Raw genomic sequence first — 18,131 nt, forward strand, 5'->3', positions numbered from 1 at the left:
GCGGCCGGTGCCGCTCGGTTGGAAGAATCGTCGCATGGGCGATCGTGCCCGCAAACGAAGCATTGCCGATATGGATATGACGGCGTCGGCCCTATGCTTTGTCGTCGTGGCCTGCCGGATCGGACGTATCCGGCGCGCCGGACTGCCGCGCCGCTTCGTCGCTGAGCTTCTTGTCGAGGATCGTCGCGACCCGGCCGCCGAGATACGCGCCGGCCGCGGTTTCGAGCGCGCGGTTCGTCTCGCCTTCGACGAACACGGCAGCGAGCGGACGCAGCCGCCAGATCGCGTCGACCAGTTCGGGCACGTCGGTGGCCGGCGGCAGCGTGCCCGCGTCGTAGCGGTCGAGCCGCTTCACGACGAGATCGACGAGCAGCCGCGCGATCGCGTCGAAATGCGGCCGCGCGAGGCTGATCACGTCGAGCAGCTCGCGCGGCGGAATCCCTTCCTTCGTCATCGCAGCCGCCGCCTCGAGCAGCGCGGGGCTTTTCGCGACGAACGACAGGCCGCGCCGTTCGAGCAGCCCGAGCTCGGTCACGCGCGACAGTTGCGTGGTCGCTTGCGGGCCGAACATCTGCGCGAGTTGCGCGAGCGAATAGGTTTTCGGCAGCTCGTGCGACCAGCGGCCGCCGATCGCGTTTTCGAGACCAAGGATCGAGCGCAGGTCGTGGCCTTCGTCGATCGCCTTGATCAGGTCCTGGATGTTCGACAGCGTGTAGCCGCGCGCGAGCAGATGATTGATCAGCTTCAGGCGCGCGACGTGCGTGTCGTCGTAGATGCCGACGCGCCCGCGTTTCTCCGGCGGCGCCAGCAGCCCGCGATCCTGGTACGCGCGGACGTTGCGCACGGTGGTGTCGGACACGCGCGCGAGTTCGTCGACCGTGTACTCGTTGCGGGAATCCGGCGTGGCCTCGTCGGGCGTGGAATGAGTCTGTTTTGACATGCGGCCATTCTAGCGCGCGGCGGCAGGCTCGGGCGAGGCGGGGCGCGTGTTCGCGCCGTCGCCGAGCGGGCGCTGCAGCAGCGCCGTGTCGATCCAGCGGCCGTGCTTGAAGCCGACCGCTTTCAGCAGGCCGGCTGGTTCGAAGCCGAACGCACGATGCAGCGACGTCGAGCCGCCGGTGCCGCCGTCGGCGATCACCGCGATCATCTGCCGCCACGGGCCGCCTTCGCAGCGCGCGATCAGCGCGTCGAGCAGCGCGCGGCCGATTCCGCGGCCGCGCTGCGCGTCGTCGATGTAGATCGAATCCTCGATCGCGAAGCGGTACGCGCTGCGCGTGCGGTAGGGCGTCGCGTACGCGTAGCCGGCCACGCGGCCGTCGCATTCGGCGACGAGATACGGCAGCCCGTGGTTCAACACCGCGTCGCGGCGTGCGCGCAGTTCGGCGACGTCGGGCGGCGTTTCCTCGAACGACGCGACGCTGTGGTGAACGTGGTGTGCATAGATCGCGTGGATCGCGTCGAGGTCGGCGTCGGTCGCGTCGCGCACGACGCAGGTGGGAGCGGTAGACATGGCGGCAGGGCGGTGAAGTCAAAACGCTACTATGCCGGCCGCCGACGCGCGTGGCAAAGCCGTTTGCGATTTCGACGGTTGCGGCGGCTTACAGCCGGCCGTCCGCCGCATGAACGGCATCGGCGATCGCGTCGGCGACGCGCTGCACGCGCGGCGAGCGGCGCACGTCCGGATGAACGACGAGCCAGATTTCGCGCTCGATGTCGCAACGCGGCGCGGCCGTCAGCTCGATGAGCGGTGCGCCGGCGTGCGTGGCCGGATCGTCGACGAGAAACCGCGGCAGCAGCGCGACGCCGGCCCCGGCTGCGCACGCGCGATGCTGCGCGGCGAGGTCGTTGGCGATGAACGCAAAACGGCGCCCGGCCGCGACGCGTTCGAGCCATTGCTGCTGCGGCGTTTGCGCGAGCGCGTCGTCGTATGCGACGAACGGCCAGGTGTCGGGCGGCGCGTCCGCCCATTCCGGTGCCGCGCACAGCGCGAAGCGCATCGTGCCGAGCCGGCGCGCGGCGAGCCCCGGTTCGCTCGGCCGCGACAGCCGCACCGCGAGATCGGCTTCGCGCGCATACAGGTTGGCCGCATGCATCTCGCCCATCAGGTCGATCCGCAGCGCCGGCCACGCGCGCTGCGCGCGGGCGAGGCGCGGCGCGAGGAAATGGCTGGCGAACACCGGCGACGCCGATACGCGCACCACGCCGTCGAGCGCGGCCGCGCCTTGCGCGGCGCGCGCGAACGCATGCGCGTCGGCTTCGAGGCGTGCGGCGTGTTCAGCCAGGTGCAGCCCTTCGTCGGTCGGCGGCCAGCCGCGCGGCAGCCGGTCGAACAGCCGAATCCCGAGCGCCGACTCCAGCGCGTCGATGCGCCGCGCGACCGTCGAATGCTGGACCTGCAGCGCTCGCGCGGCGGCCGACAGGCTGCCGCCGCGCATCACCGCCAGAAAGTAGCGGATGTCGTCCCAGCTCATCGGCAGCGCGGGTGCGCCGGCAGCATCGTGATCGGTCGAATTTTGCACAGTAGATGGGCGCTCAGCGTGAATTCCGTTCGATTATGCACGATGGGATCATCGTGTCACTTCATTCGATAGCGAGGAACGTCATGACCCAAACTGCCAACGCCATCCGGATCGGCATCGACCGGTACGGCGACGCCGGCGTGCTGCGCCGCGTCGATGCGCCCGTCGGGTTACCTGGGGCCGGCGAAGTGCGGATTCGCCAGACCGCGATCGGCGTGAATTTCGTCGACATCTATTTCAGGACGGGCGCGCACGGGTTGCCCGCGCTGCCGGACGCGCTCGGCGTCGAGGCGGCCGGCGTGATCGACGCGGTCGGGCCGGGCGTGACGGAGTTCGTGCCCGGTCAGCGTGTCGCGTATGCCGGCATGCCGACCGGCAGCTATGCGAGCCTGCGCACGATGCCGGCCGAGCGCGTGCTGCCGATTCCCGACGGGCTGAGCGACGAAGCCGCCGCCGCCGGGCTGCTGAAGGGGATCACCGTCTACATGCTGCTGCATCGCGTGCGCCAGGTCGGCGCCGGCGATACGGTGCTCGTGCACGCGGCGGCCGGCGGCGTCGGGCTGCTCGCGACGCAGTGGGCGCATGCGCTCGGCGCGCGGGTGATCGGCACGGTCGGATCGGCCGCGAAAGCCGCGCTCGTGCGCGCGCACGGCGCCGAAGCGGTGGTCGATTATCGCGAGGAGGATTTCGTTGCAGCCGCGCGGGCGTTCGGCGGCGGGGCGGGCGTCGACTACGCGATCGACGGAATCGGCGGCGACGTGCTGTCCCGTACGCTCGGGGCGGTTCGTCCGTTCGGCATGGTCGCGAGCATCGGGCAGGTGGCGGCGATCGGCGCCCGGCAGACGTTCGATCTCGACGAGTTGGGCCCGGCCCGTTCGATCGCGCTCGCGCGGCCGAGCGTGCTCGGTTTCATCGCGCGCGACGTCGGCGCCTATCGGGACGCCGCGCGTGCGACGCTCGACCGGCTGGCGGGCGGCATGCACGTCGAGATTGGCGCGCGGCTGCCGCTCGAACAGGCGGCCGACGCGCACCGGTTGCTGGAGTCGCGCGCGACGACGGGCGGTGTCGTGCTGCTGGCGTGACGGCAGGGTGCGGGCGCGGGCGACTCGCGACGCGGCTCGACGGTCGCGTCGCGAGCCGCCAGCTGGTCAGTGGTGCTTGCGCAGCGGCGCATCCTCGACGAACCACGCGAGCACGAACGCGATCGCGATGACCGTCGCGGCCGACAGATACACGACGTGCAGCGAGCCGGCGAACGCATGCAGATACGCGTCGCGCACGGCATCCGGCAACTGATGCACGGCGGCCGGGCCGAGCGCGGGCGGCAATTCCGTGCCGGCCGGCAGCGCATGCGTCATCCGCGACTGCAGCCCGTGCGAGAACAGCGCGCCGAACGCGGCGACGCCGAGCGAGCCGCCGATCGAGCGGAACAGCGTCGCGCCCGACGTCGCCACCCCCATGTGCCGGAATTCGACCGTGTTCTGCACGGCGAGCGTCAGCACGGGCATCACCATGCCGAGGCCGATCCCGAGCAGCGCCATGTACGCGTACATCGTGTGCAGCGGCGTGTCGAGCGTCAGCGTCGACAGCAGCGCCATCGCGACGCCGCCGGTCAGCGTCCCCGCGATCGGGAACATTCGGTACGAGCCGAGCCGCGAGATCAGCCGCCCGCTGGCGATCGACGTGACGAGCATCCCGCCCATCATCGGCAGCAGCTGCATGCCGGCCTGCGACGGCGTCGAGCCCTTCACGACCTGCAGGTAGAGCGGGATGAACGTGACCGAGCCGAACAGCGCGATGCCGACCATGAAACCGATCAGGCTGACCAGCACGAAGGTGCGATGACGGAACAGCTCGAGCGGCATGATCGGTTCGGCCGCGAGGCGCTCCTCGTAAATGAAGCCGCCGATCGCGACGAGGCCGAGCACGAGCGTCATCCACAGCTGCGGCGACGTCCACGGCAGCAGCGAGCCGCCTTCGCTCGTGAACAGGATCACGCAGGTGAGGGCGGTCGCGAGGAACGCGGCGCCCATGTAGTCGATCCGGTGCTTCACGTGCGCGGTGTGCGGCCGGAACGCCATGCCGATCACCGCGAGCGCGAGCAGGCCGAGCGGCAGGTTGATCGTGAAGATCCAGCGCCACGACAGGTGTTCGACCAGGAAGCCGCCGAGCAGCGGCCCGACGATCGTCGCGAGGCCGTAGACGCCGCCGAACATCCCCTGGTAGCGCGCCCGGCGATCGGGCGGCACCAGATCGCCGATCGCGGCCATCGTGACGACCATCAGGCCGCCGCCGCCGAGCCCCTGCAGCGCGCGCAGCCCGATCAGTTGCGTCATGTCCTGCGCGACGCCGCACAGCGCGGAGCCGGCGAGGAACAGCACGATCGCCGCCTGCAGCACGATCTTGCGGCCGTACAGGTCGCCGAGCTTGCCGTACAGCGGCAGCACGACGGTGGACGACAGCAGGTACGCGGTGACGACCCACGACAACTGGTCGAGCCCGCCGAGTTCGCCGACGATCGTCGGCAGCGCGGTCGACACGATCGTCTGGTCGAGCGCGGACAGCAGCATGACGAGCAGCAGCGCGGCGACGATCAGCCCGGTCGGCGCGTCGCGGCGGGCCGCGTCGGCGGCCGGCGGAGTGAGGAGGGTGTCGGTGGTCATCGAGATATCTGCCATGGCAGGGAATTGGGTCGAAATATAGCCATGAATGATTGACTAGTCAATTTCTGCCCAGCCTCGATATGTTGCAGTCGTAACGGGAGATTGCCGCCGGGAAAATTGACCACGATCAGCCGCAAGGGAGGGCCGGACTCAAGTTTTTTGCAGGCAAACCGTAATAGAGAGGGCCGCGGACCGATTGCCGCGGCTCTTTTCACCGCTCACGTGCCGTCATGAACCTGAACGCCCTGTTTTCCCGTTTCTCCATCCGTACGCGGATCTTCTCCACGCTCGGCCTCGTCGCCGTGCTGCTCGTCGTGTCGGGGCTGATCGGCCTTGCCGGCATGCAGAGCTCCAACCGCGCCCTCGACGAGGCCTATACGCGGCAACTGGCGGCGAAGACCGCGCTGTCCGCGGCGAGCCTGAACCTGACGATCGTGCGCACCACGCTCGACCGTGCGCTGCTGCATCCGGAAGCGCCGGAGGTGCCCGAGCTCGTGAAGAAGGCCGAGGGCTATCTCGCGAAGGCCGACACGGCATGGCGCAACTACGCGGCGATGCCGCACGACGGCGACGAGGGCCCGCTCGCGAGCCGCCTCGATGCCGCGCGCCAGGCGTTGATCGGGCAGGCGCTGAAACCGATGATCGATGCGATCCGCGAAGGGCGGCGCGACGAAGCCGACCGCTTGCTGATGACCGTCGCGCCGCCGCTGTCGGTCGCGCTCACGCAGGCGACCGACGCGCTCGATGCGTACCAGGCCGCGCGCGGCAAGGACGTGTACGACACCGCGCAGACCTATTACGGCTGGATGCGCATGGGCGCGATTGCGGGCATCGCATTCGGGCTGGCCGCGTGCCTCGGCTGCGCGATCGGCCTGCATTTCGCGATCACGCAACCGGTGAATCGCCTGCTGTCGCATTTCCGCCGGCTGTCGGACGGCGACCTCACGTCGGAAGTGCGCTGGTCGTCGCGCGACGAGATGGCCGAACTGGTCAAGGGTGTGACCGGCATGCAGCGCAGCCTCGCGGATACGGTGCGCCAGGTGAGCCAGGGCTCCGAAGCGATTTCGACGGCGACGCACCAGATCGCGGCCGGCAACACCGACCTGTCGCAGCGCACCGAGGAACAGGCGTCGGCGCTGCAGGAGACGGCCGCGAGCATGGAGCAACTGACGGCGACCGTGAAGCAGAACGCGGACCACGCGCTCGAGGCGCAGGCCTGCGCGGACAGCGCGAGCGAGATCGCGACGCGCGGCGCGACGGTCGTCGGCGAGGTGATCGGCACGATGAACGAAATCGACCAGAGCTCGCAGAAGGTCGCCGACATCATCGGCACGATCGAAGGCATCGCGTTCCAGACCAACATCCTCGCGCTGAATGCTGCGGTCGAAGCCGCGCGTGCGGGCGAGCAGGGCCGCGGCTTCGCGGTGGTCGCGGGCGAGGTGCGCACGCTGGCGCAACGCTCGGCGTCTGCGGCGAAGGAAATCCGCACGCTGATCGGCGAATCGGTCGAGCGTGTCGCGACCGGCTCGCGGCTCGTCGGCATGGCCGGCACGACGATGCAGGACATCCAGCAGGCGATCGGCCGCGTGACGGGCATCATGACGGAGATCGCGGCCGCGTCGAGCGAGCAGCGCGACGGGATCGAGCAGGTGAACCGCGCGGTGTCGCAGATGGATCAGGTGTCGCAGCAGAACGCGGCGCTCGTCGAGCAGGCGGCCGCGGCCGCCGCGTCGCTCGAGGAGCAGGCCGACGGGCTGCGTCGCGCGGTGGGCGCGTTCCGCGTCGCCTGAATCGAAACGACGGCGGCGCGGTGACGGGCAGGCGCTCGCCCGCCCGCTGCGTCAACCCGCTGCGTCAACCCGCTGCGTCCGCCAGTTGCGCGGCCGCGCGCGACGACGCGACGATCAGCAGCTTCATCGTCGCGCGCGTCGCACCGACGAACAGCTTGCGCGCGGCACGCGCGTCGAGCGTGTCGAAGTCGACCTCGGTGAGGATCACGCACGGCGCCGACTGGCCCTTGAAGCGGTAGATCGAGTCGAGCAGCACGTCGCCTTCGCGATACTCGGGGTTGCCGAACAGGTCGTACTTGCCGGTGAAGCGCTTGATCCGGTGCGGGCCGAGCTGATCGAGCGGCGCGAGCACCGAGCCTTCGCGGCCGCGGTACGACAGCACCGCGATGTCCTGCTTGCGGAAACCGAGCGATAGCGCCTGCGTGATCGCGCGCTTGGTCGCGTCGATGCAGGCTTGCGCCAGTGCGTCGCCCGACGCGCCTTCTTCCCCGTAGGCCGACACCGACGGATCGGACCCGTCGAACGGGCTGCCGGAGCGCAGTTCGGCCGCGAGCGGCTCGACCCGGCCGACGACGTCGCGCACGAATTCGAGCAGGTCGCGCGGGCTGCGGTAATTCGTGAGCGCCTTCAACGTGACCCAGCCCGGCAGCGCGACGGGTTCGCGCATGTACAGGTTCTGCAGCGGATCTTCCAGCCACCACCATGCGCCGTCCGGCGCCAGCAGCCGCTCCAGCGCGGCGGCCCACGGCGCATGAAAATCCTGCCCTTCGTCGACGACCAGCACGTCGAAGCGCCAGCGTTCGGGAATCGGCGCTTGCGCGAAGCGCGCCTCGAGCCGTTCGAATTCGCCGGGCACCTGGAAATCGGGCGTATAGCCGCCGTCACGCGCGACCCAGTCGCACAGCTGGTGGTAATTCGCGATCTTCGCGCCGGGCGGCGCGATGCGCGCGATGTAGTCGGCGAGCGGCCGGTTGAAGCAGACGTAGAGCACGCGCTGGCCGGCCGCGACCGCATCGCGCATCACCTGTACCGCGAGCTGGGTCTTGCCCGACCCCGCGGTGCCGGTGACGCGCAGCCGGAACGGCGTGAAGTCGAGCTGGCGCGCCCATGCGGCGAGCCCGCCCGACAGCCGCGTGACGAGCGTGCCGGCCTGGCCGACGAGCGCGCTCGTGTCGGGCGTGAGCGCGAGTTCGTCCGCGAGGAAATGGTGGAGCTTCGGCGCGTTCGGAAAGTGCTCGTCGTCCTCGGGCAGGATCTGCTGGATCACCTGCGCGAGCTGCGCCTTGCGCGACGCATCGACGATGCGGTCGGGCGCGACGCCGGCGATCGACGCGTCGCGGATCGAGTAGTCGGGGCAGTACAGCAGCGCCTCGACGCCGTAGACGCCCGCGCCGAGTGCGGCCGTCAGGCGCCGGTGCAGCGTTTCCTGCGTGCGCGCGAGCTGGATCGGGACATTGCGCTCCTTCTGCAGGTAGACCTTCACGAGCCCTTTCGGGGTCTCGCGCAGGAAGCCGGCCTTCTGTTCGATCAGCAGCACGCGCCCGGCCGGGCTCACGACGACGAACGCGGCTTCGCCGAACACCGAGAATGCCTGGTCGGCGCGCGTCCAGTGGACGCCGTGATACACGGTGTAGCTGTCGGGCAGCGCATGTTCGAGCGCGGCGAGCGTCTCGCGCTCGCGTTCGGCCGCGCCGGTCGCGGCGAGGCTTTTCCAGTCGTCGGGGATGAGGCGGGCCATGGCGTCGGGCGGCGGATGCCGGCGTGGGCGTGAACGGGTGCGGCTATTGTACTGAGTAACCCGTTCATGCCCGCGGCGCCGCGCGGAGGTTGGCCGTTCGTGATTCGGGCGGCCGGCCCGGCGGACGTCAGCCGCGCGTGAGCCGCTTCGCGAGATCGGCGCTGAGGATCGCCATGCGCGCGGGTTTTTCGTAGCACACCACGTCGAACGCGCGGATCACTTCGCTGATGTCGGCCTCGCTCGCGCGGCCGGTGAGCAGGTCGCCCGTCAGCACGAAAATCGGCGCACCCGGGTTGTCGGACGTGCGCACGGCCTTGATCGCGGTGGCGGCCGTCCCGTCGTCGAACAGCCATTCGGTCAGGACCGCGTCGAAGGCCTGACCCTGCAGCGCGTCGACGAACGCCGCGAGGCCGTCGAACGCGGCCGTCGCGAAACCCTGCCGTTCGAGATAGCGGCACAGCTCGGTTGCGCTGACGCGATCGGGATCGATCACCGCGACGACGAGCTTGTCGCTCTCCGCGCGGCGCGGGTAGATCTCGATCTTGTGCACGTCGTACGCGTTCTGGTACAGCACGCCGGTATGGCGCAGCACGCGCCAGCGGCCGTTCTGTTCGTACGCGACGAACTCGGGGCGCGCGCCGGCTTCGAGCGGCGCGCCGATCCAGGCGGTGCACGGAATCTCGGCGACGCCCGCATACAGGACGGCTTCCTGGGAATAGGCGCCGACCATGCCGGGGTCGAGCGTTTGCGCGCCGAACAACTGGGCGGCGGGTTCGCCGTACGCTTCGGCGACTTTCTTGATCTGCGCGAGCGTCCAGGGGCTGCTGCCGCGCAGTTTGCGGTGGCCTTGCGAGAAACTCAGATCGAGGATGCGGCACAGCTCGGTGGTCTGCTGGCGCTTGCCGATGCCGTTGCGGGTCATCAGCTCGCGCACGCGCTCGGCAACCGCGAGGGAATCCGTGGTGATTGCTTCAGTGGTCATGCTACGGGGACGGATCGTGACGTTCAGAACGACGCCTTGCGGCAGTCTCGGCGGACAGTCTTCATGACGTCCAATGGCGAGCCGACCGGCCACGCACGGAAAAGATAACTTTACCGCAAAATGGTCGTCATTCAGTGTTGTGAAAGGTGCGTTTGTGTGAAAGGTGTGTCATGACGTTACGTCCGATCTGCCGCGGCGCGAGCGCGCGACGGGGCGTTCGACGCCTTCACGTCCGCATTCCGACGGGCCGGGATGGGATTGCCGGCGGACCGGGATGCGATTGCGCACGAGACGGCAGGTAATCGCCGCGCGATGCACCAACGCAGGGCGCGCACTCGCCCGGACCGACGTATTCCCATCTTTTTTGCAGGACGATCGATGGATGGTTTCCTCTAGTGAAACCAACGAAGTTACATTTTCGACGCCAGCAAAGCTGCATGCTACGATTTCGCGGTCTCAAAAAAGTGTTGAACCGATGCAGAAGACATTCTTGATGCGCGGATACGAAATGAACTGCGAGCCGCGCGTGACGGAGACCGGCAAATACGCCGCGCAGGTCGAGGTCACGAAGGTGGGTTTCAGCCGTGAGGCTGCGTTCCGCAAGCTGGGTGAATTCGAGACCGAAGCCGAAGCGGTCGCGTACGCCAGACAATTCTCCGAAGAGTGGTTGAGCCGCTATGCGTAGCGCGGCGGCGTGTGTCGATGCCCGTGCCATGCCGGCCTCGGGCCGAGCGGCGGTGTAGTGCGCCGAACGGCCGGCATTGCTGCCTCAATATTGCGAATGTGTCGGGAAATTTGTAGATTGACGACTCCCGTTGTGGGGTATCGATCGTCCGAAGGCAACGCAATTGGAGACCGCGAATGTCCACCTTGTGCATGCAGACCGTCGTTCACGGCAAGACCGTCCAGATCGTGCTGTCGCCCGAGAGGCGGACAGCCAGGATCGACATCGTCGATGACGAAACCGGCAGCTACCCGCCCCGCACGATGAGCATCGAGCAGTACGTCAACGCCGGCATGGCCGACGACGAAATCGCGCGGCATGTTCTCGAAGTCGTCACGATGTCGATCGAGCAGCTCGCGAGGCTGCAGCCGTTCGATCGTACGGCAGGCACGCAAACGCGCTATTCGCACTGAGCGCTTGTGCAGCGGTCACCCGCGGAGACCGCGAAGTCCTGACTGAATGGTTGCGCGATGATCGAGCATTCGACGTGGCGTGGTCGAGCGCGACGCGCATCGATTGCGCGTGTGCGCTACGCCGGCAGATACAGGAACGGCTCGCCGTTTTCCCGCTCGACGGACAGCAGCCGCTCGCGCTGATCCTGCGCGAACAGTTGCTTGCCAGCCGCGGCCGCTTCGGCGATCGCGGCATCGACGCGCTAAGCTTCGCCTGCCGTGCCCTGATATCCGACAGAAAACAATGACCACCACCTATCCGCTGCACGACGCATTGAGCCACGCCGATACGGCATTTCCACCCGAAGCCGACGTCGTGATCGCCGGCGCCGGCATCATGGGCTGCGCGGCCGCGTACTACCTCGGCCTGCGCGGCCTGAAAGCCGTCGTGCTCGACAAGTCGCGCATCGCCGGCCAGCAATCGACGCGCGCGTGGGGCTTCGTGCGACAGCAAGGGCGCGAATCCGCCGAAGTGCCGCTGATGATGGCCGGCATGCGGATCTGGGAAGGCCTGGAGCAGGCGCTCGGTTTCGATCTCGAATGGCGGCAGGGCGGCTGCCTCTACCTGGCGGACAACGAAGACGACTGGGCGTCGTTCCAGGCGTGGCTCACCGTGGCGCGCGAGTATGGGCTCGACACGCGCACGCTGACGCGCGCACAGATCGACGAACGCGTGAACGGCCTGTCGACGCACGCGCGTACCCTCGGCGGCTTGTACACGGCGACCGACGGCCAGGCCGAGCCGCGCCGCGTGGCCGCCGCGTTCGCGGCGCGCGCGACCGAGGCCGGCGCGCGTTTCTTCGAAGGCTGCGGCGTGACCGCGATCGAGACGGCGGGCGGCGCGGTCGTCGGCGTCGTGACCGAACGCGGCACGATCCGCACGCGGCGCGTGATCTGCGCGGCCGGCGCGACCAGTTTCCGGCTGCTCGACGGCGTCGGCATCCGGCTGCCGCAGCAGGCCGTGCGCGGCACCTGCATGCGCACCAACGTGCTGCCCGACGTGTCCGCGTCGACGATCTGGGGGCACGGCCTCGGCATCCGGCAACGCAAGAACGGCGCGATCAATCTCGCCGACGACATGCAGGTCGACGTCGATCTGACGCTCGGCCACCTGCGCGGATTGAGCCTCTTCTGGCCGGAATTCTGGTCGCAGCGCGACAAATTCCGGCTGCACCTGAATGCGTCCGCCTGGCGCGACGTGCTCGCCCGCATCAACGGTGCGACCGGGCCGATTGAGCCGCGCGATCCGCAGCCGCAGCCGAATCGGGCGCATGCGCCGCGCGCGCTCGCGAAGCTCAAGGCAATCTTTCCCGCGCTGAAGGATGCGCAGATCGTCGAAGCGTGGGCCGGCCTGATCGACGTGCTGCCCGACGGCATCCCGGTGATCGATGCGCCGGGTACGCCGTCGGGGCTCGCGATTGCGACAGGGTTCTGCGGGCACGGCTTCGCGATGGGGCCGATCGTCGGCCGGCTGCTCGCCGAATGGATCGACACGGGCGCGCCGTCGCTCGACCTGTCGGCATTTCGCGCGCGGCGGTTCGTCGACGGGACGATGGTGCGGCCGCGCAGCATGCTGTGACGGCCGGGCACACGCGTTCCCGTCGTAGAATCAAGCCCGCATCCTTCAGGAGATTCCCCGTTGGCCACGCCATCCGATCAGCGCCGTTCGTTGCGCATGCGTCTGCGTCGCGCCCGCAATCCGTGGCAGGCGCCGCGTGCGCGCACGCTGTTCACGCGCCCCGCGACGTCGCCGCTGCGCACGCTGCTGTTCCGTCTCGGCGCGGTCGTGCTGTTGTGCACGCTGGCGTTCCTCGTGCTGTATCTCGATCGCGACGGCCTGCGCGATTCGACCAAGAGCACGCCGATGACCGTGGCCGATCTCGTGTACTTCACGATGGTCACGGTCGCGACGGTCGGCTACGGCGATATCGTGCCCGTCACGGCGCGGGCGCGCCTGCTCGATGCGTTCTTCATCGTGCCGATCCGCATCGGCATCTGGTTCATTTTCCTGGGCACGGCGTATCAGTTCGTGATCCAGCGCGTCATCGAGGAATTCCGCATGAAACGCCTGCAGAAGCAACTGTCCGATCACATCGTCGTGTGCGGTTATGGCCTGTCGGGGTCGATCGCGGTGCGCGAGTTGCTGGAGAGCGGCGTCGATCCGGCGACGATCATCGTGATTGATTCGCAGCAGCAGGCCCTCGAGGCGGCGACGTCGCTCGGCGTGACGGGGTTGCTCGGCGATCCGGCGCATGAGGATCTGCTGCAGCAGGCGCAGGTGCGCGCGGCGAAGGCCGTGATCATTTCGGTGACCGACGATCCGACCGCGATCCTGCTGACGCTGTCGGTGCGCAGCATCGCGCCCGATACGAAGATCGTCGTGCGGATTCAGGAGAACCTGTACCAGCGGCAACTGCGGCAGGCCGGCGCGGACGTGATCGTATCGTCGACGAAGATCGGTGCGCTGCTGCTGGCGGATGCGGTCCATAGCCGCTACATCGTGCCGTTCGTGAACGACATGCTGTCGACGCGCGGGCGCGCGACGCTGCTGGAGCGCGAGGCGTTGCCGCATGAAATCGGCTGCCTGACGAACGTCGTGCCGGGCGCGATCGTGGTCGGGCTCGATCGCTGCGGGAAGATTCATTCGTTTTACGAAGATCCGCCGTGCAGGATCGAGGCGGGCGATACGCTGGTGGTGATTCAGTCGGCGCGGATTCCGGATCCGGATGCGTGAGACGACCTGTCGCCCGTTGAGTTTGAACGGCGTCATGCGCTAAACGGCTCGTGAGTCTCGATGAAACGCTGGCCGGGACGGATTCGCCGAAACGGCGCGGCGAGCCCCCGTCAGTTTCCGGTCGACAGGTATTGCTGCGGCGCTTGCCCGAACAGCCGCCGGAACATCACGATAAAGGCGCTCGGCGTGCTGTACCCGAGATCGAGCGCGACGGACGCGACGCTCGCGCCTTGCGCGAGCCGCGTCATCGCCTCGGCCGCGCGCATGTGCTGCCGCCAGTGGCCGAAGCTCATGCCCGTTTCGTCGCGGAAATGCCGTGCGAGCGTGCGGCTGCTCGTGCCGATCTCGTCGGCCCAGCGGTCGAGCGTGTAGTCGTTCGCCGGGTCGGTCATCATATGCTCGCAGATCGCGAGCAGGCACCGGTCGCGCGGCAGCGGCAAACCGCCTTCGCCCAGCGGCGGCGCTTCATCCAGCAGCTTCAGCAGCAGCGGCACCGACAGCGCGGTGCGGCCGTGGGGTGGGTAGTCGTAGCCAGGCCTATGCGTGGTGGTGCTGCATGACGTGAATCTGGCCGCGCGCTACTGCGACCGGCTCGTCGCGTTGCGGCAGGGGCGCATCGTCGTCGATGGCACGCCGGCCGAGTTCATGCGCGACGCCGTGCTGACCGACGTCTACGACATCCGGATGGGGACGGTCGCATCGGGTTCCCGTATTAGGTGACGTTCGCGTCGTCGCCGACCAGTGCGCCAACCATTCGGTATCGCGCACATGAGCGGCGAAAACGGCGCCACGGCGGATGCCGGCGTGTGTCGGTGCGTCCTTATCCGGGGAAAGTGAAGTCTCCACCGCGCTGCAACTGTCCATTGATATTGGCGGGAGCGTAGAACGCCACCTCGAAGCCTAGCGCTTCGCAAGCGCTCGATCGACTCAAGGATTGAGACGCTCCTTGTCGGGCACCACGCAAAACACGGCTCGCCTCACGGCATGCTCATGCCGTGAACCCGCGACCAGTGGGCCAGCGAGCAAGCCCGAAACATCACGGCGCGTTCGTGCTCGTTCAGCGGCGACGAATCGGCGCAGCGGCGCTGTAGCCGGGGTACGTCGAGCAAGCCGGCGATGCGGTCGGCGTCCGTCGCCAGTATTTCGCGGGTGTGCTGGCGCAAGGCCTCGCCGTTGCCTTGATCCTTGGGTAAGGCCGACTTCCTGCGCAAGCGCACGGCTTCCGGCAACGCACCGCGCGACGCTTCACGCAACATGGCTTTTTCCACGCCATCACGTAGCGCCAGCTCGGCCGGAACGGTGGCAGCCAGGTCAAGAACATCGGTATCGCTGAAGGGTACGCGCGCTTCCAGGCCATGTGCCATGCCGTGGATATCGCCGTTATGCAACAGCCTCTGCAACCAACGATGGCGCACCAGCCATTGCGTGGCGCGCAAACGCGAGGCGGGCGTATGCCAGTCGTGTCCGGCGGCGATCGCCAGTTGGCGATAAACCTCGCCGTAGTGTTGCAACGGTTGCGCCAGCAAGCCGGGCCGTAGATAGGGATCGGCGGTCAAGCGTTGCAGGATATGGGTCGGATCGCGCGTGGCGTGCGGGTCGAGCAGGAAGTGATAGCCGTAGTGCGTTTCATCGGCGGCATCGCCCACCAATACCGCCTTGAGACGCGTGCTGGCGGCTCGCGCCAGGGAGTGTTGCGCCAGCTCCTGTTCCCACGCGGGCAGTGCATCGTTTTGCGTGGCCAATTGCAGCAGATCCTGGGCCAGTGCCGAGCGCGTCGGTGCGACGTCTTCGCGTGGCAGGCCCAATTCGTTTGCGGCCTGTTCGGCGAAAGGTTGATCATCGGAAGCCACGATCAGCGAACGCGCGTAGTCGTAGCGATGGTGATCTTCAAAGCGAATGGTGAAGCAGGGCGGCGTCGCGCCTGCCGCTCGCGCCAGGCCGCCTATCAGCGTGGAGTCGAGGCCACCGCTGAAAAACAGGCCGACCGGTGTATCGGCGATCAAGCTACGCTGGACGGCCGCGGCGAGGCGCTCGCGCAGCGCGTGGGCGATATCGTCGGCCTTGGCAGCGGGGTTTTCGGCAATCTCCGGCGCCCAGCGCGATAGCTGCAAGCCATCGTGATCCAGGCGCAGCAGATGCCCGGGCGGCAGGTAGGCCATGCCTTCGAACATCGGTTGCGCCACGCCGCTGAAGAACGGCGCCACCAGGTATTCCAGCAAGGCGTCGATATTCGCACGCGGCGCTTGCATCGCAGGCAGCAGTCCTTTGGCCTCCGACGCAAACAGGAATTCCGCCCCCTGTTGCAGGTAAACGAACGGCTTGACGCCCAGCCGGTCGCGCGCGGCAAAGGCTCGTCGACGATGGGCGTCCCACACCAGGAACGCGAACATGCCATTGAAGCGCCGAAGACATGCTTCGCCCCATACCGCATACGCGGCTAGCACCACCTCGGTGTCGGTATTCGTGCGGAACGACCAGTGCGCGCTCAGTTCGCGGCGTAGCTCCGCGTGGTTGTAGATCTCGCCGTTGTAGACCAGCACGTAACGATGGTCGGCACTGCACATCGGCTGCGCGCCGTGCTCGGCGTCAAGCAGAGCCAAGCGGTTGTGAGCAAGCACGGCGTGTTGGTCATGCCATACGTCCTGGTCATCGGGCCCACGATGCCGTTGTCGTTCGCGCATGGCGAGCACCCGCTCGACCTGTGCCGGTGCGTGGCCGTCATAGCGAATCAGCCCTGCCAAGCCGCACATCAGACAGTCACGCCCAACCGATCGGGGGCAAGCAACGGCGTGGTCCACAGTACGCGGTCGACATCGTCGCTCAAGCCGGGTGCCGGCAGTTGTAACGCGGACGCCAGTGTCTCGATACGGGTCTTATACACCCGCGGCCCCGACGCCATCGCCGGTGGCAAGCGGCTGCGCGTAAGGCCACGTACTCGTTGCGTAGGCAGGTGCATGAGGTCGGACGGAATTCGTGAAGGCCAACGGGCTAGGCAGCGACATGATCGGGATCATGCGTAGGAAGCGTTGATGATAAACCGGTTCATTCTTCAGCGTTCCCAGAGGGTTCGAGGGGAGCGTTGTCGTAGCAACTGCTACGGCGGGGTCGGCGACGCCGCCCAATCAAACTGGAAGAAAAATCGAAGCCTGGCGCGAGCACTCGCTATTCTTTCAAAATACCGCTGCATGTTCCGTGGGTTCGTCCGTTGCGTGGACGAGCCGATTGCCGCCGAGCGATTTTGCTCGATACAGTGCCTGGTCGGCAATGGAGAGCAAGTGGGTAAGCGAAGCCGTCTCATGATCCGACTCGGCCAGGCCAATGCTTACGGTAGCGCGAATGCGATTGTCGTCAGCGCCATGCGATATCGCCGCAAACCGGTTGGCGACGGTCTCTGCCACCGTGCTTGCGCGGCGGGTGTCGTAACCCGGCAGCAGCGCAGCGAATTCTTCGCCGCCGATGCGCGCGAGAACCACGCTCGTCTCTGCGTCGACAACGGATCGAACCGTATCCGCGAATGACTTCAATACCTCGTCGCCGGTTTTGTGCCCGAAGCGATCATTGATTCTCTTGAATTGATCGAGATCGAATGCAAGGAGCGTGACCGGTAGCCCACGTATCCCGTGCTCGTGGATAACCCGCTCCCCCTCTTCGAAAAACAGCCGGCGATTACCCAGGCGAGTCAGGTAGTCGGTACGGGACTCCTGCAAGAGCTCGCCATGAATTTCTTCCCGTGTCAGGCGGAGCAACGTCATCGGCAAAATAACGGAATAAAGGACCCCTTCGTACATGGTGATTTTGCTGGCAATCGATTGTGCGCCGGCTCCAAAGACCGAGATCAGCCATGGCAGCGCGAATGCTCTGGTGGCATAGAACAGGGCGTGGATTCCCGTCACCGCCACCGCGACGCGTCGGGATTGAACCGCTGGAATGCCATCGCGTCGCGTGAGCTCGAGGGCCGTCATGGCGGAGACGAGCGCGATCGGGACTGCGCTGACATAGAGCCAGATGACCGTCTGAGAGGACGCCGTAGAGGCCGTCCATGTCAGCCCCATCAGGAGAAGCAAACCCATTGAGCTTCTGACATACCGTCGGCCATTGAACAGGGCGACGGCGTGCAGAACCAGCAGATAGCCACCCAGAATCACGAGGTTGCTTACGGCGGCGCCGGCGGCGCCCAGCAGTTCGCGCCGAAATGCCGCCAGCGCGCAGCCGCCTCCGAGTGCCGCATATCCAATCGCCAGCATTCGCAGTTCGTTGCCGCGCTTGGGATGTGAAATATGTTCCCAGTACGTCATGGCGGAACTGGCAAGCAAGGTTCCGATCGCCAGGAGGTAGAGGGTAGCTAGATCGACTGTCATTGCCGACGCCAAGGCGCGTCCCCGCCACGAGGAGGAAAAGTTGAGGGAATACCGAGATAACGGCAGAAGCGTCGAATTCTTGAAAAAAGTCTGGTCCAGATCGCCAGCGGCGAGAATCCGTGTTTCCGACAGGGGTGGCCAGGCGTCGCGAGGAGGAGCCAGGGCAGGCCC

Annotated in this window: 17 protein-coding genes; 8 read left to right on the forward strand and 9 right to left on the reverse strand. The window is 67.3% G+C overall.

Annotated elements, in window-relative coordinates; genetic code table 11:
• Nucleotides 1-91 precede the first annotated feature (91 nt).
• The 3 genes from BLS50_RS17140 to BLS50_RS17150 all read right to left on the reverse strand — a co-directional run bounded on the left by BLS50_RS17140 (nucleotide 92) and on the right by BLS50_RS17150 (nucleotide 2,471).
• A complete protein-coding gene (locus BLS50_RS17140; RefSeq protein WP_006478759.1) occupies nucleotides 92-940 on the reverse strand; it encodes a MerR family transcriptional regulator in 849 nt (282 codons plus the stop codon).
• Nucleotides 941-949: 9 nt separating this feature from the next.
• Complete coding sequence (locus BLS50_RS17145; protein ID WP_012339794.1) at nucleotides 950-1,510, reverse strand: GNAT family N-acetyltransferase; 561 nt, start codon at nucleotides 1,508-1,510, stop codon at nucleotides 950-952.
• Nucleotides 1,511-1,598: 88 nt separating this feature from the next.
• On the reverse strand, nucleotides 1,599-2,471 hold the full coding sequence (locus BLS50_RS17150) for a LysR family transcriptional regulator (protein WP_074806454.1): 873 nt from the start codon (nucleotides 2,469-2,471) through the stop codon (nucleotides 1,599-1,601).
• A 131-nt stretch (nucleotides 2,472-2,602) separates the two neighbouring features.
• On the opposite strand from BLS50_RS17150, the gene BLS50_RS17155 reads away from it, so the two are divergent.
• Nucleotides 2,603-3,601 (forward strand): quinone oxidoreductase family protein, encoded by a 999-nt coding sequence (locus BLS50_RS17155; RefSeq protein WP_074802879.1) that lies wholly within the window; start codon nucleotides 2,603-2,605, stop codon nucleotides 3,599-3,601.
• Nucleotides 3,602-3,667: 66 nt separating this feature from the next.
• Here BLS50_RS17155 and BLS50_RS17160 read toward each other — a convergent pair whose 3' ends face one another.
• On the reverse strand, nucleotides 3,668-5,182 hold the full coding sequence (locus BLS50_RS17160) for an MDR family MFS transporter (RefSeq protein ID WP_074806457.1): 1,515 nt from the start codon (nucleotides 5,180-5,182) through the stop codon (nucleotides 3,668-3,670).
• Nucleotides 5,183-5,412: 230 nt separating this feature from the next.
• Between BLS50_RS17160 and BLS50_RS17165 the strand changes: the two genes are divergently transcribed.
• Entirely contained in the window at nucleotides 5,413-6,972 is a 1,560-nt protein-coding gene (locus BLS50_RS17165) for a methyl-accepting chemotaxis protein (protein WP_012339798.1), read from the forward strand.
• 64 nt (nucleotides 6,973-7,036) lie between these two features.
• On the opposite strand, the gene BLS50_RS17170 is transcribed toward BLS50_RS17165, so the two are convergent.
• Together BLS50_RS17170 and BLS50_RS17175 are read right to left on the reverse strand one after the other, a co-directional pair.
• The gene (locus BLS50_RS17170; protein ID WP_027806099.1) at nucleotides 7,037-8,710 is read right to left on the reverse strand and encodes an ATP-binding domain-containing protein; all 1,674 of its coding nucleotides are present in this window, start codon (nucleotides 8,708-8,710) and stop codon (nucleotides 7,037-7,039) included.
• Nucleotides 8,711-8,837: 127 nt separating this feature from the next.
• Nucleotides 8,838-9,692: a helix-turn-helix domain-containing protein gene (locus BLS50_RS17175; RefSeq protein ID WP_011547464.1), complete on the reverse strand. Its 855-nt coding sequence runs from the start codon at nucleotides 9,690-9,692 to the stop codon at nucleotides 8,838-8,840.
• Nucleotides 9,693-10,167: 475 nt separating this feature from the next.
• Here BLS50_RS17175 and BLS50_RS17180 point away from each other — a divergent pair, with 475 nt between their 5' ends.
• From BLS50_RS17180 to BLS50_RS17200, 5 genes are all read left to right on the forward strand, one after another.
• Entirely contained in the window at nucleotides 10,168-10,377 is a 210-nt protein-coding gene (locus tag BLS50_RS17180; RefSeq protein ID WP_074802882.1) for a hypothetical protein, read from the forward strand.
• A gap of 176 nt (nucleotides 10,378-10,553) precedes the next feature.
• A complete protein-coding gene (locus BLS50_RS17185; RefSeq protein ID WP_006478768.1) occupies nucleotides 10,554-10,829 on the forward strand; it encodes a hypothetical protein in 276 nt (91 codons plus the stop codon).
• A 50-nt stretch (nucleotides 10,830-10,879) separates the two neighbouring features.
• Complete coding sequence (locus BLS50_RS17190; protein WP_124620157.1) at nucleotides 10,880-11,116, forward strand: hypothetical protein; 237 nt, start codon at nucleotides 10,880-10,882, stop codon at nucleotides 11,114-11,116.
• Nucleotides 11,113-12,447 (forward strand): NAD(P)/FAD-dependent oxidoreductase, encoded by a 1,335-nt coding sequence (locus BLS50_RS17195; protein WP_074802888.1) that lies wholly within the window; start codon nucleotides 11,113-11,115, stop codon nucleotides 12,445-12,447. Before BLS50_RS17190 ends, BLS50_RS17195 begins: the two co-directional genes overlap by 4 nt.
• A gap of 60 nt (nucleotides 12,448-12,507) precedes the next feature.
• Nucleotides 12,508-13,602, forward strand: coding sequence for a potassium channel family protein (locus tag BLS50_RS17200; protein WP_012339802.1), 1,095 nt, complete (start codon nucleotides 12,508-12,510; stop codon nucleotides 13,600-13,602).
• A 110-nt stretch (nucleotides 13,603-13,712) separates the two neighbouring features.
• On the opposite strand, the gene BLS50_RS17205 is transcribed toward BLS50_RS17200, so the two are convergent.
• Nucleotides 13,713-14,096 carry a helix-turn-helix domain-containing protein gene (locus BLS50_RS17205; protein WP_074802893.1) on the reverse strand — a complete coding sequence of 128 codons (384 nt, stop codon included), beginning with the start codon at nucleotides 14,094-14,096 and terminating at the stop codon, nucleotides 13,713-13,715.
• A gap of 49 nt (nucleotides 14,097-14,145) precedes the next feature.
• Between BLS50_RS17205 and BLS50_RS35950 the strand changes: the two genes are divergently transcribed.
• Entirely contained in the window at nucleotides 14,146-14,322 is a 177-nt protein-coding gene (locus BLS50_RS35950; RefSeq protein WP_164728252.1) for a hypothetical protein, read from the forward strand.
• A gap of 257 nt (nucleotides 14,323-14,579) precedes the next feature.
• Here BLS50_RS35950 and asnB read toward each other — a convergent pair whose 3' ends face one another.
• On the reverse strand, nucleotides 14,580-16,352 hold the full coding sequence (gene asnB / locus BLS50_RS17210; protein WP_074802895.1) for an asparagine synthase (glutamine-hydrolyzing): 1,773 nt from the start codon (nucleotides 16,350-16,352) through the stop codon (nucleotides 14,580-14,582).
• Nucleotides 16,353-16,772: 420 nt separating this feature from the next.
• Nucleotides 16,773-17,960 carry a GGDEF domain-containing protein gene (locus BLS50_RS17215; RefSeq protein ID WP_074802898.1) on the reverse strand — a complete coding sequence of 396 codons (1,188 nt, stop codon included), beginning with the start codon at nucleotides 17,958-17,960 and terminating at the stop codon, nucleotides 16,773-16,775.
• Nucleotides 17,961-18,131 lie beyond the last annotated feature (171 nt).

Source organism: Burkholderia orbicola, from assembly GCF_900100915.1.
Classification (GTDB): domain Bacteria; phylum Pseudomonadota; class Gammaproteobacteria; order Burkholderiales; family Burkholderiaceae; genus Burkholderia; species Burkholderia orbicola.